A 13,007-nucleotide genomic window follows, 5' to 3' on the forward strand; every position below is an offset into this window, starting at 1 on the left:
CCTTCATTACACTTATTGTCCTGTCCCATGCTTTCCGTTAATATAAATGGAAAGGTTAGGAAATTAGCCGATTCTAATTCATGGTGGGAGGACAAACAATGATGAGTCAGCGCGGCATAACATCGGAAGATCTTTATCACATTACATGGGTTAACGATCCAACTCCGTCTCCTCAAGGCGGACAACTGGTATATGTAAGCCGGAAAACGAATGAAGCACGTGACGGTTATTGTTCTCACCTAAGACTGTTGCATCTGGGGAGTCAGAAGGACAGGCCCTTTACCTCTGGAGAGAAGGATCACTCCCCAGCCTGGTCGCCGGATGGGTCACAGCTTGCTTTTATACGAGAGGTTGAGGGAAAATCCCAAGTGTGGATTATCGCAGCTGATGGCGGAGAAGCACAGCAAATCAGTCACTTGAAACATGGCGTCAGTTCCTTTCTCTGGTCACCAGATGGCCATACCCTACTTGTGAAATCATCCGTGGATATGAGCGGAGAAAACGAATTAAAACATACAGATTCCAAAGACGATGGCCCTAAACTGCCGCAAGAACATGTCGTGGACCGAATTCGAATGAAATCTGATGCAGGCGGATTATGGGACGGAAGACGTTCCCATCTCTTCACCATCTCGCTAATCGACGCAGAAGCTATCCCTGTAACTACAGGTCATTATGACGTTGGCGACTACGCCTGGTCACCGGATGGATCATTCATCACATGGATCACGCAAATGCCTGAAGAAGGCGAGGAACATAACGATTACACCCTGACCAATCATGTGTACCTTGCCAAGGGAGATGGAACAGATGTGCAGCAGTTGACCCCGGAAGGATATACGTTCAGCCGACTGACATTTGCACCGGATGGACAATCCCTGGCCCTGCTCGCCAGTGACCGTTCTTATGGAAATGCCACGCTTGTGAAGCTATATACTCTTCCTATATCAGGTGGTGAACCCGTATGTCTGAGCACGGATTGGGACGTACAGTTAAATCACAGCATTGTTGGTGACATGCGATCACATCTGACAACTACAGGGCCTGTATTCAGTCGGGATGGTTCATCCATCCTCTGTCTCGCGACCATTCATGGTAGTGTACGCATCGCCAAATTCGCACGAGACGGCAGCAGTGCCGAGTATATATTGCCTGACGAGCAGGAGATTTATCAATTTACCGAATTGGAAAACGGACGGATTGTTGCCGCTGTTGCCAATACGCGCAATCCTGGTGACCTCTATATGTATGAACAACCGGAAGATTCCGGTGTAGAACCGATTCAGCTTACCCGCAGCAATCCACAGCTTGAGGATGAGATCCATCTTAGTGCACCCGAGACCTTCTGGTTCAACGCTTCGGATGGCCTGCGGCTGCAAGGGTGGATCATGAAACCTCGTGGCATGGTCGATGGGGTCAAAATCCCGACCATTCTTGAGATTCATGGCGGCCCCCACATGATGTATGGTTTTACATTTATGCACGAATTCCAAATTCTCGCCGCACAAGGCTATGCTGTTGTGTACATCAATCCACGCGGGGGACTTGGATACGGGCAGCAGTTTGTAAACGCCTGTCGCGGAGATTATGGCGGTGGCGATTATCGCGATCTTATGGAGAGCGTGGATTACGTCCTGTCCCAGTATGCGTTTATTGATGAATCCAGACTGGGCGTAACCGGCGGCAGTTATGGTGGCTTCATGACCAACTGGATTGTTGGGCACACCGATCGCTTCAAAGCCGCTGTTACCCAACGTTCCATCTGCAACTGGCTATCGTTCTATGGCGTCAGTGACATTGGCTATTTCTTCACGGAAGATCAGATTGGCGGTAACGCGTGGGATGACACGGAAAAACTGTGGAAACATTCCCCACTCGCTTATGTCGGCAACGTGAGTACTCCGCTGCTCATTTTGCATGGCGAACAGGATCTGCGGTGTCCGATTGAACAGGCTGAGCAATTATACATTGCGTTGAAACGCCGAAAACAGACCACTCGACTCGTTCGTTTCCCAGGGGCCAATCATGAATTGTCTCGCGGAGGTCATCCCCACTTAAGGGTACGCCGTCTGGAGCATATTGCCGGTTGGTTTAACGAATACCTGTAAATAACATCAATTTCCTGAGAAGAATAGAACCAGATATGAATTCAAGCATAAAAGCCGCCCGTTGGAATCTGTTACGATTTCAACGGGCGGCTTTTGGCACTAGCTTTTAAAAACAGAAGAATACGGATCATTATACTTTGAACCACTCAAGCAGGATAATATGTGGGCGTGTGGTTATAGTCGTTGCTTACTCTTCACCCCACACCACGGTAATTTCATTCAGATCGTTGTTGGTCGCAGACACAGAACCCGTGATCGTTACGGCATATTTACCATCTTCACGACCCACGATGCTGAAGCCGTCTGCCTGTATATCCTGAGTATTCTGAGTCAAGTTTTTGGTCTGGTAGTAGTCTTTGTAGGATGTTCCAACGGTTAGCAATGTTTCTTTGGTTGTATACGTGAGCACTACTTTTTTATTGTCGCCGTCTACATTGCTCTCAACGAGACTTGTCGCCTTCGCATCCTTCGGTAATGGGAAATCTGCTGGCAGATACTTGGACTTCACACCCTCAGCCTGTGTGTTCGTGCCTGTTGAGGGTGATGTTGAACCGCTGTTGCCTGTGGATGTCGACCCACCGGAGGAGCTTGAGGAGCCGATGCTCACTTTATTGTTCTGGGAATCATACTTCACTTCGGTCTTCAGTGCATCCGCAATCGAACGAACGGGAAGATATGTACTGCCCTGATATGTAATTGGCGCAAGCTTTTTGCCCTGGTCACCTGTCGGTATGAATTTCTGTCCGTTCACTTCGATGGCGAGTCCATGGTTCAGATAAGCTTTGATCGTCTCCAGTTGTGTACCTGCATATACGCCTGCCGATCCGGTCAACACCATGCCGAACACACTCGCAGTAATCAACCACTTCTTGTTTTTCATCCTATTGCCTCCTGAGTTCAAATGTCAGCCTTTTACATAATACGATTAAAACGATCGCACGATTTACGCCAAAGACTCATATCGTTATGCTCATCATGTATGGGTACAAGCTTATTCGGATAACAGCCCGTTGCTCCCACCAAATGTTAGCAATATAATAACATCTGACAAGAGGTTGTAAACGATATATGAACAAAACAGGACCACGGGCGTACAAAAATAGTCTTTGTTGTATGCCTGCTCTTCTCTGGCTCGTTAAGTTGTTCTTATATGAATAAAGTCCTGAATTCCGGACCATACATATGAAGTTCTACTTGCACGTACAACAGTTGCGAAATGAACTGATATATAAGATAATTATTTGTCAATTGTGGTCGAGGGAACGGAATTCAAGGGGGATTTATTACGATGAATAATAACAGTACATTTGATCAGTCTATTAACCGGATCTCAACCGGATCAGAGAAATGGGATGCACTTGAGGAGATTTTCGGCGTTGCTGATGCGCTTCCGATGTGGGTAGCCGATATGGATTTTGCTGCTCCACCTTCCGTTATTCAGGCCCTGAAAACACGGATGGAGCACGGAATTTTTGGTTATACAGTACGGACTGAGGCGTATCATGCAGCTGTTACAGGCTGGATGGAACGGCGCCACAACTGGAAAATTAACGATGACTGGATCGTATTCACTCCCGGTATTGTGCCCGCGCTAAGTATTGCTGTACAACGATTCACAGAACCGGGGGATGCAGTGGTCATCCAGACTCCGGTGTATGCTCCCTTCTATGAAGTCGTACGTGGTCAAGGCCGTGAACTGATCACCAATCCTTTGGTGGAGAACAATGGTCATTACACGATGGATCTGGCACAACTGGAATCCAGCTTCCAGACCGGTCGGGTCAAAATGCTCATTCTGTGCAGTCCTCATAATCCGGTTGGACGTGTATGGACTCGCGAGGAACTTGAAAAGCTTACGACGCTGTGTGTTCAATATAACGTACTGATGGTTTCAGATGAAATCCATGCCGATCTTGTTCACCAGCGCGGAGCTCATACACCGCTCACCCTGATCTCGGACGCCGTCTCTGATCTAAGTATCATCTGTACGGCTCCAAGCAAAACGTTCAATATTCCTGGCCTCTGCACATCCAATATCATCATTCCTAATGAAAAATTACGGGAATCATTCGCGCAAGGTGTGAAAACGATGGGACTTGCCGGTATCAGCACACTGGGGGCTGTTGCAACCGAAGCTGCGTACAATGGAGCCGAAGAATGGCTGGATGAGTGTCTTGCATATATCCGCGGAAATATGGCGTATGTTCAGCAATATGTTGCGGAACATATGCCAAAGATCAAAATGCATTTGCCTGAAGCAACCTATCTGTTATGGATGGATTTCCGGGAGCTGAATATCCCACATGCACAACTATGCAACATGCTGCTTCATGAAGCAGGACTTGCTTTCAATGACGGGAGCTCCTTTGGAACAGAAGGTACAGGGTTCATGCGTATTAATGTAGCCTGTCCACGTTCCACGGTGGAAGAGGCCATGCGAAGATTATCTGTGTTGCTAAGCAATATGTCGGACAAATAAGCTGTCAGTTACATGGATGTGCGTTGTGAACAGAATGTGTACTGTTCGATAAATGAAGAATATTGGTCAAAACGGAAAAGAGGTGCCCCGTAGTCAAGTCCATGACTCACATTCATGGTCAATGACTGCACAAGGGCACCTTTTTTTTGTATTCAATCCATTTAATAATTATTCAAAACATAACTAAAGTTACAGTAACATCGGCATCGGTGTAATCCTGTCGCACAACCTGTTCAGCAAATCCCGATCATGGCTTATAATCAGTAACCCCAGATCACGCTGGCGAGCCACTTCCATCACGGTATGCCAGATCTGTGCCTGCGTTATTGCATCCAGCATCGTTGTCATTTCATCTGCGATCACATAACGTGTCGATGTACCGAGTGCTCGCGCCACACAGAAACGTTGCAGCTCTCCACCGGATAATTCACCAGGTCTGCGGTCCAACCAAGTCTGCTGAATACCCAATGCTTCGAGCAACTGCTCATCCTGCACAGCCGCCTCCTGGAGTACACGACGCATCCGCCAGCGTGGATTCACAGCTTTCTCCGGGTGCTGGAACACCAGTTGAACCGGACAGACTCCTGTACGAGGGAGTGGTTCTCCATCCAGAAATACTTGCCCTGCCACGGGTTCCGCATATCCTGCAAGGATCCGCCCAAGGCTTGTTTTCCCACAGCCACTCGGCCCCCATAAGCCAACGACTTCGCCTTGTTGTATCTGCATATTCACCTGCTGAAACACCCACGATGTCTGATTATAACGGTAACTTACATCCTGCGCTTCAAGTGACATGGAAACACCTCACTTCTCCGCCCCGCATCTTACGAAGCTGAGGACGTTCTTGGGTACATGCGGCGGTTGCTGCGCTACATCGGGGAGCAAAAGAACATCCTGTCGTGATCTCTTGACCTGCCAACGGCTGTGAGCCTGGAAGTGGCTGAAAACCATTCTGCGGTAACGCATTCCAGAGGGCTTTCGTATAAGGGTGACGCAGGCGTTCTCCAATTCCCGCAAAATCATCCACCTGCGCTGTCTCCACATTGGCACCCGCATAAAAAACAGTGATACGATCGGCTGCCGTCAGGGCAGTTGTGACATCATGGGTAATCCATAAAATGCCTGCGCCTTGATCTGCGAGTTCGCGGAATTGCTTCATCGTCTCGGCCAGCACTTCGGGATGAATGCCTGGTGTCGGCTCATCGGCAATGATCAGCTTGGGCTGGCCTGAGGTCGCTGTCGCCATCAACACCCGCCTCGCCATACCTCCGGACAACTCAAACGGGTATTTCCCAACTGTTCCCCGAGGTAGATGATACCGCTCCATCAGCTCCTGCTCCGTCTTTTTCACATGGGATCGATTCATGAATCTGCGCTTGCGTCCCACATCCCGGCTTACCGGCTGAACTTGTCTCCCCACCTTCATCAGTGGGTCCAAATAACTGACGGATTGTGGAATCAACATCAGTTTGTCTCCACGCAGTTGAAGCTGCCGCTCCGGGGTCAAAGGCTCGCTATTGTAGCTAATGCTGCCTTCCAACCTGGCATTGGCAGGCAAAATGCCCATGATGGCCTGCGCCAGCACACTTTTACCTGATCCGCTTGCACCTACAACAGCCACAATCTCGCCCTCGTTTATGGAAAGATCCAGATTCTGAATGACATACGTCTGTTCGTGTCCAAACCAGCCGCGAGCGCGCCGAAATGACACCGACACTCCCTCAATATCAAGCAGAGCCATATTCACCGCACCTCCCTTGAATTCCCTGTACCCGTCAACGTCTTGAGACTGTTGCCCAATACATCAAACGCACGAACAACCAGCAACAATGACAGTCCCGGGAAAAAGGCGAGCCACCACATGCCAGCAGATAAATATCTCATCGACTCTGACAAAATAATGCCAATGGCCGGTTGTTGCGGGGACAACCCCAGCCCCAGAAACGTAATGGCTGCCTCATGCAGAATCGCATGGGGAAAGATTAGCAGCACGCCCACAAACAGTTGCGGGACCAGATGTGGCAGCATATGCTGCACCGCAATTTGTAACCGCGATTGACCTAACTTATGTGAAATCTGAATGTATTCTGCGGATTTCAGTTGAATCATCTCCGCTCGTACAATCCGGGCCAGATTCGGCCAGTGAGTCAGCGCAATCGCTGCCGCCACTCCTGCCAAACCTCCCCCAAATACAAAGGCCAGCATAACCAGCGATACCAGATGAGGTACACTCAGGAACAGGTCGATAATCCATGAGATTACCCGGTCAGCAGCCTTGCTTGAAGCGGCAGCCAAACCCAATAACATTGCGATTAATCCGCCACCACAAGCAGCAAGTAATCCCACTTGAATGCTGGTTGCCAATCCTTTTAACGTACGCATGAACATATCTCTTCCGAGCCAATCTGTGCCAAATGGATACGCCCAGGTTGGATCCAGATTCCGATCCATTAATGAGGTTAGGGTAGAACCAGCGGGTAGCAGCCTGCCCGTCAACCACACGAGGACAATCCAGATCATCGCAAGGCTTCCCCAGATTACCGCTCTTTGGCGAGGATTGCGGAAATTTTGGTCTCTGGCACCCGCATAACCTTTTCTTGTTTGACGTGTTGTTCCTGTTCCTTTTCCAGTCTCAGCTTGTAGTAACCCCGGATTAATGTTGAGCCTTACCTCTTGAGTCGCAGTTTTCACTTTTGGTACTTGGGATGTTTCTGTCATCTGCTCAGAGGAGCGTTCAATCGTCTGTTTCATGACATCAACTCCTCCTTCATCCGCGGGTCGATCAAGCGATACAGAATGTCAGCCACCATATTACCTGTAAAAACAAAAATTGCACTGCACATCACAAGTCCAAGCAGCAGTGGAACATCACCGCGCAACCCAGCCTGAACCGTTGCCTGACCCAGCCCAGGATATGAAAATACCTGCTCCGCCAGCACAGCCCCGCCGAACAGTTCACTGAACGAAGCAAACTGCAGCGTGATTGCTGGCAAAACAACATGTCTGAACCCATGTCGACGGAACAGCTGAAATCCACGCTCACCCCGTGCTCTGGCAAACAGAATATAATCTGACTCCAGCACATCCGTAAGCTTTTGACGGGTATGCAAAGCGATGGAAGCTACCCCGGTCAAACTGAGGGTTAACGCTGGCAGAATCATATGAATAGCCCGATCTCCCCAGGTCACCTGATCAGCCGACATGCCTGCGGGTACTCCAAGGCCAACCGGGAGCCATCCGAGCCACACCCCAAATACCATCAGCAGCAACAGCGCAATCCAGAATACCGGCGTGGAGGCCAGCGTATAACAATACCAGCAGATCAGGCGATCCAGCTTCGAACCCCGTCTCATGGCAGCAACTACACCAAGAGTGAAACCAATAATGCCAGATAATATCCAAGCTACAGCCATAAGCGCGACAGAATTCATGAACCGTTCCTTGATAATATCCGCTACAGGCTGTCTGTAGATCATCGAAGTTCCCAGATCTCCCTGAATCAGCGCTTGTCCCCAGGTCAGCAATCGTTCCATGGGAGATTCATTCAATCCCCAACGTTCTTCGATTAAACTGCGCTGTTCGGCACTTACCCTGATCATGTCTCCACCAATATAAGCTTCGATCGGGTCCACAGGAGAAAATTGCATTAATATAAAAGACAACACACTGACTCCAACCAATAGAGATACAAGTCGCAACACTTTAAAACCAACAAATCTGGCCCATCCATTCCTGCCCGTCATCCAATCTCTCCCCAATTCAGGCTAAAGCTACCGCTGTGCTTCTTATTTCGTGCTGTTATCCCAGGACCATTCCTCCAGATTGGATGTCACCGGCCAGCCGTGACCATGGGGATGGATCTGCTGCTCGCCAATGTTTAGTCCATTCGTAACCAGATACAGATGATCTATATTTACGAGCCACGCCCAAGGTGCATCCCCCTGATAACTGAAACCTGTTGTTCCATCCCATTCCGCTTTCTGCCAGAAGGGTAAAGCCTCTTCCTCACTGGTGGCCTGAAGGGCCTTCTCCATCCATGAATCCACGACAGGATTGCTATACAGTCCTACATTGTAATATCCTTCTCCCTTGTGGGTACTGCTATAGAGATTATAGGTTTCGAGTGGGTCATGACTTCCCCAACCAAATAATACAGCGTTGGAGTAAGCCATCTTTTTCGTCTCTTCACGACTTTTGCCTTCCACATTGATTTTAATTCCCGCCTGGGCAACCATATCCGCAGTAGCTAACGCGAGAGATTGTCTTGTTAAATCACCTGCAAAATAAAGCAGATTGAACTCGGCCTTCATGCCGTTTTTCTCGACGATACCATCACCATCTGCATCTACCCAGCCACCAGACGCCAGAATGCGCTTCGCTTCTTCGAGATTGGCATCCGTAAATACAGCTTCTGCATTGCTCCAAGGCAGATCATCACTGACGGAATACGCTGGGCGACCGTACCCTTCCAGTACACCCTCCACCAAAGCCTTACGATCAATCACAACATTCACCGCTTGGCGAATCGCCAGATCGGATGTCACATCATTTCCTGCGGGAAGCCCATCGCCAGACTTGGCACCAGCAGGCTGCATCGGGAACATGATGCCCCGGTTATCTACGGTTTTTACAGCCTCTAATGTCATGCCATTCACCTGTTGTTTGCTAAACGCTGCCGGGATCGCAGCGATATCCACCGTACCTGCCTGTGCAGCGGCATAGGCCGCATCTTCATCCAGATAGAGGAAGGTGAGTTTATGGAATGCAGACTTGTTACCGTAATATTCTTCATTTGCTTCAACGATGGCCTGTTGTCCTTTGTCCCACTGAACCAGTTTGTACGGTCCCGAACCGACCGGATGCTCCGCATAATCAGCGCCATAGGCGTGTTCAGGCACAATGCCAAGGGTTGTCAGCAGACTGATGAATGTAGACTGCGGCGATTTCAATGTAAATACGACCGTGCTGTCATCGGGTGCCTGCACATCAGCCATATTGGTCAGATCAATCACGGACCCACTCTGAGCAGCCGTATCAAACGTAAATTTTACATCTTCAGCCGTAAGCGGCTCACCATCAGAGAATTTTACATCGTTCCGAAGTGTAACCGTCCAGGTCAGCCCATCTTCACTAACGGAGTATGCAGTTGCCAGATCGTTAACCAGTTGCAACTTGGCATCCCGCTTCAGCAAGGTACTCTGAAAAAGTGGCGAACCATATTGGCCCCATCCAGTTGTCGGATCAAATCCACCTTCCGGCTCGGTGCCCACAGCCAGCACCAATTCGTCTTTGGTGGGGGTCGTCCCCGGTTGTTCGTTCTCTGCTGATGATGATGCTGTCGGCGCTGCGCCCTGTGCACAACCAGTTAATCCAATGGAACATATAAGCAGGATGCCTAATCCTGTTCTAACATTTCGTTTTCCCCATCTCCATGAAAATCTACCCATTCTGGTCGTTCCCCCTCTAAAGTTGTGCTGCACTCACTTGTTGCGTGTTACTTTTTAGAGAAATTGTAGCACAAAAACTTAAACACATGTCAATAAAGTTAACTTCGAAATCCAATTTTTTTCATATATTTGAATCTATCATTGAAAATTTATATGAACGGTCAATTGTTGCGCTATATAAAGTTAGGTATTATAACAATAAAACAAAAAAACAGACGATTGGCATCTAACCAATGGTCTGTTTTTTAGGTTCACTATATGTTTAGTTACACTCATATTCATCTTAATCTGCAGAGCGATGGTGATGATGACTGTGACCATGCTGACCCGCACTGTGATTGTGATCCAGACTTTGATCCGGATTGTCATCTTGATCAAGAATCTGAGCATGAGCCAGTTTATTGAGTTCATCCACATAAGTTACAGACAACTCCGCATACAGTACCCCTTTTTGCACCTGAATCTGTTGATGCAGATGACGCAATCGTCCCAGGTTCCCCCGTACTGCAATAACCTCCAGGCATTGGTCATGGTTCAGGTGTACATGCATATTCGAGATGATATCATGATGCGCCACATGCTGGAGCTCCATCAGGCGAATGGGAAGATCACTGATATGGTGATCATAGACCATCACAATGGTGCCAGCCACATCCTGATCGGATTGCAGTGCAGAGGGTTGCAGTAATGTTTTGCGAACAAGATCACGGAAAGCCTCCGATCGGTTTTTGTATCCCTGTTCCTCAATATACTGGTCAAACTGCTCAATTAGAGGTGTCGGAAACGCCACCCCGAACCGGGTCAAATCTTCTTTGTCTGCCATGCTTCTCCTCCTGCGCCCTCATTTGCTTAGAGTGTACCACAGACTTGTCTGCTCATCGACTATACTGTTGCATGAATCGTACTGCTGAATGTATCGCCTGTTGACCAGCTTCAGTCTCCAGATCAAATTGATAATCATGTCCCAGCTTCTCTGACGAGTTCGAGAAAAACAAGGTTTCCACCTCAACATCAAGTCGCTTCAAGACTTGTGCCAGCTCAATTGATTGACTGGTCAACGGGTCATCATTGCCTGAGGTAATAAATGCAGGCGGGTACGCTGCTGTGGCCTGAAGCACGGTCGACATTTCATGCAGACGTGGATAGTCTTCGAATGTTTTGACTCCGGTATATGACCAGACAAATGTCCGTATGAGTGGGAAGCCTGTATTTGCTACCGTACTTAGATTGTAAGGACCACAGAATAGAAGAACCCCACGTAACTCTTCCGGCTGGGTAGCTGGTATTACATTCATGAGCTTGGCGAGAGATGGATTCGTCACCACGGCCGCAGTCTGACTTGCAATCTGGGCACCTGCCGAATTGCCTGCCAGAAATATGTTTTCCGGGTCACCCTGATACTCACTGACATGGTTCTTCACGTAGGTCAAAGCCTGATTCGTCTGGATCACGGGAATGGGATATTTTGTATCCGGTGCGAGCGCATAATTCATACTAACCACAACGTAACCCTGTTTGGCTAATGGTACGGCATAATCTGCGATATCTTCTTTATCACCCAAGACCCATCCACCGCCATGAACCCACAACACAACAGGCAAAGGTTCCGATGTTACGGAAGGATAATAGATATCCAGCGTACTGTCATTACGCCCTTTGTCTGCATAGGGCAAATTCGCAACACGAGTTACGCCTTCGGAGATTATACTGTCCTTGCTGTTCGTATCTTGATTAGCAATCTCAATAAATGATTTTAATAAAAATACCGTTATTTTTGGTGTGAATTGAGCACCAATCCCAACAAAACCTGTAATCAAGATTAGTACTGTGATGGGAATCCAGTACCTTTTACGTTTAAAAACTTTTGTCCTCTCACGTTTCGTTTCCAACTTGGACTGCAATAACTCCACCTCGTTCCATCAACATCGAAGCGTTTTTACGTCTAAAGTTGTGTACGTTGCGGAGAGGACCGGGTTTCCTCTTATTTGGGTCTTTTGGCAATTTCCTGTCTGACTTTCACATATGTAGTGGATACTTTTTGCTCCAGTGTATGAATATTTTGTTTTGTGTTTGCCCACTTCTCTGCTGCAGAAGCCAATGTGTTCAATGAGCTGAGTACACGTGACGGTTGGCCTTGTTTTGTACTCTGTTTGAACTGTTGCAATGCGCCCGAATATCGTTCTTTCGCCAGACTCGCCTGTTTTTTAGCCGTTTGAATCTGTTTCTTCGCGGAGTCAGCCCCTGCTAGCATAGCTCTTAAACGTTTTATCTCAGCGGTCTTCCGTTTACGTGCTTCAGCAAGTTCTTTTTTCTTGATCCGAATGTCTTCTCTGGCAAGCTGCACAACCGGTCTCAATGTGTCGGCCTGCGTACGGATTGCTGCACTCCATTCCTTATTTTTGATGGCTTTGGCTGCATCCAACTGTCGATTGACTGAACTATAGAGGGCGAATAGAGGTTCATATCGGGCTTGAGTTTGTTTTACCTTTTCAGTTAGAGCTGCGATCTTCTCGTCATCGGTTTGTCTTATTACTACACGTAATCGCTCCAATTCCGCGGTATTGGCGGCATGAAGTGTCTTTATTTTTTGTTCCCAAGCCTGCTCTTGAGCCTTCCAGTCCCCTACTTTCTCATATGTTTGCTTCAAGGTTAACTTGGTTTGGGTATCAGCTTTGTTCAAAACGGAATCCCAGGCCTTCTGCGCGGTTACACCAAGATCTATGCCCGCCGCCTCGGCTGAAGAAGTAAAATAGATCATGCCTGCGCTGAACAAAATCACAAATCCTATAAGTAGGCGTGAACCAAAAATAAGATGAGTCAACGATGGCAATTTACCAGGTTTGCCTTTATTTTGACGTATTACGTGACTACCACAATATCCTGTCAGAACATGAGATGCACCTACACTTGTCTCCATTGGAGCTATATCTTCTAAAACTAAATCTTCGATATGCTGTCGCCCCTTCTTTTCTT

11 protein-coding genes are annotated in these 13,007 nt (G+C 48.2%); 2 read left to right on the forward strand and 9 right to left on the reverse strand.

The genetic code is table 11. The annotated features are described in order from the left end of the window. Positions 1–98: 98 nt before the first annotated feature. On the forward strand, positions 99–2,108 hold the full coding sequence (locus ACE3K2_RS05530) for a S9 family peptidase (protein WP_421887705.1): 2,010 nt from the start codon (positions 99–101) through the stop codon (positions 2,106–2,108). Between the two features lie 187 nt (positions 2,109–2,295). Here ACE3K2_RS05530 and ACE3K2_RS05535 read toward each other — a convergent pair whose 3' ends face one another. Further along, positions 2,296–2,988, reverse strand: a complete 693-nt coding sequence (locus ACE3K2_RS05535; protein ID WP_421887708.1) for a stalk domain-containing protein — start codon at positions 2,986–2,988, stop codon at positions 2,296–2,298. 408 nt (positions 2,989–3,396) lie between these two features. Here ACE3K2_RS05535 and ACE3K2_RS05540 point away from each other — a divergent pair, with 408 nt between their 5' ends. Further along, on the forward strand, positions 3,397–4,587 hold the full coding sequence (locus tag ACE3K2_RS05540; RefSeq protein ID WP_421887711.1) for a MalY/PatB family protein: 1,191 nt from the start codon (positions 3,397–3,399) through the stop codon (positions 4,585–4,587). A gap of 189 nt (positions 4,588–4,776) precedes the next feature. On the opposite strand, the gene ACE3K2_RS05545 is transcribed toward ACE3K2_RS05540, so the two are convergent. From ACE3K2_RS05545 to ACE3K2_RS05580, 8 genes are all read right to left on the reverse strand, one after another. Then, positions 4,777–5,382 (reverse strand): ABC transporter ATP-binding protein, encoded by a 606-nt coding sequence (locus ACE3K2_RS05545; RefSeq protein WP_421887714.1) that lies wholly within the window; start codon positions 5,380–5,382, stop codon positions 4,777–4,779. Next, entirely contained in the window at positions 5,372–6,328 is a 957-nt protein-coding gene (locus tag ACE3K2_RS05550; RefSeq protein ID WP_421887717.1) for an ABC transporter ATP-binding protein, read from the reverse strand. The genes ACE3K2_RS05545 and ACE3K2_RS05550 overlap by 11 nt, the downstream gene beginning before the upstream one ends. A gap of 2 nt (positions 6,329–6,330) precedes the next feature. Then, positions 6,331–7,338: an ABC transporter permease gene (locus tag ACE3K2_RS05555; protein ID WP_421887720.1), complete on the reverse strand. Its 1,008-nt coding sequence runs from the start codon at positions 7,336–7,338 to the stop codon at positions 6,331–6,333. After that, the gene (locus ACE3K2_RS05560) at positions 7,335–8,330 is read right to left on the reverse strand and encodes an ABC transporter permease (protein ID WP_421887722.1); all 996 of its coding nucleotides are present in this window, start codon (positions 8,328–8,330) and stop codon (positions 7,335–7,337) included. The genes ACE3K2_RS05555 and ACE3K2_RS05560 overlap by 4 nt, the downstream gene beginning before the upstream one ends. Positions 8,331–8,372: 42 nt before the next feature. Next, the gene (locus ACE3K2_RS05565; RefSeq protein WP_421887724.1) at positions 8,373–10,034 is read right to left on the reverse strand and encodes an ABC transporter substrate-binding protein; all 1,662 of its coding nucleotides are present in this window, start codon (positions 10,032–10,034) and stop codon (positions 8,373–8,375) included. A 283-nt stretch (positions 10,035–10,317) separates the two neighbouring features. Further along, positions 10,318–10,857: a nickel-responsive transcriptional regulator NikR gene (nikR, locus tag ACE3K2_RS05570; protein ID WP_421887726.1), complete on the reverse strand. Its 540-nt coding sequence runs from the start codon at positions 10,855–10,857 to the stop codon at positions 10,318–10,320. Positions 10,858–10,909: 52 nt separating this feature from the next. Next, entirely contained in the window at positions 10,910–11,935 is a 1,026-nt protein-coding gene (locus ACE3K2_RS05575) for an alpha/beta hydrolase (protein ID WP_421887728.1), read from the reverse strand. A gap of 80 nt (positions 11,936–12,015) precedes the next feature. Then, positions 12,016–12,951: a hypothetical protein gene (locus ACE3K2_RS05580; RefSeq protein WP_421887731.1), complete on the reverse strand. Its 936-nt coding sequence runs from the start codon at positions 12,949–12,951 to the stop codon at positions 12,016–12,018. Positions 12,952–13,007: the final 56 nt, after the last annotated feature.

The organism is Paenibacillus sp., assembly GCF_048976745.1.
Lineage (GTDB): Bacteria > Bacillota > Bacilli > Paenibacillales > Paenibacillaceae > Paenibacillus.

What these genes read in the sequence shown, in the direction of transcription:
- ACE3K2_RS05535 (WP_421887708.1), bottom strand. Translation starts at nt 2,988, where the DNA reads ATGAAAAACAAGAAGTGGTTGATTACTGCGAGTGTGTTCGGCATGGTG.
- ACE3K2_RS05565 (WP_421887724.1), bottom strand. Translation starts at nt 10,034, where the DNA reads ATGGGTAGATTTTCATGGAGATGGGGAAAACGAAATGTTAGAACAGGA.
- ACE3K2_RS05580 (WP_421887731.1), bottom strand. Translation starts at nt 12,951, where the DNA reads ATGGAGACAAGTGTAGGTGCATCTCATGTTCTGACAGGATATTGTGGT.
- ACE3K2_RS05560 (WP_421887722.1), bottom strand. Translation starts at nt 8,330, where the DNA reads ATGACGGGCAGGAATGGATGGGCCAGATTTGTTGGTTTTAAAGTGTTG.
- ACE3K2_RS05530 (WP_421887705.1), top strand. Translation starts at nt 99, where the DNA reads ATGATGAGTCAGCGCGGCATAACATCGGAAGATCTTTATCACATTACA.
- ACE3K2_RS05550 (WP_421887717.1), bottom strand. Translation starts at nt 6,328, where the DNA reads ATGGCTCTGCTTGATATTGAGGGAGTGTCGGTGTCATTTCGGCGCGCT.
- ACE3K2_RS05555 (WP_421887720.1), bottom strand. Translation starts at nt 7,338, where the DNA reads ATGAAACAGACGATTGAACGCTCCTCTGAGCAGATGACAGAAACATCC.
- ACE3K2_RS05540 (WP_421887711.1), top strand. Translation starts at nt 3,397, where the DNA reads ATGAATAATAACAGTACATTTGATCAGTCTATTAACCGGATCTCAACC.
- ACE3K2_RS05545 (WP_421887714.1), bottom strand. Translation starts at nt 5,382, where the DNA reads ATGTCACTTGAAGCGCAGGATGTAAGTTACCGTTATAATCAGACATCG.
- nikR (WP_421887726.1), bottom strand. Translation starts at nt 10,857, where the DNA reads ATGGCAGACAAAGAAGATTTGACCCGGTTCGGGGTGGCGTTTCCGACA.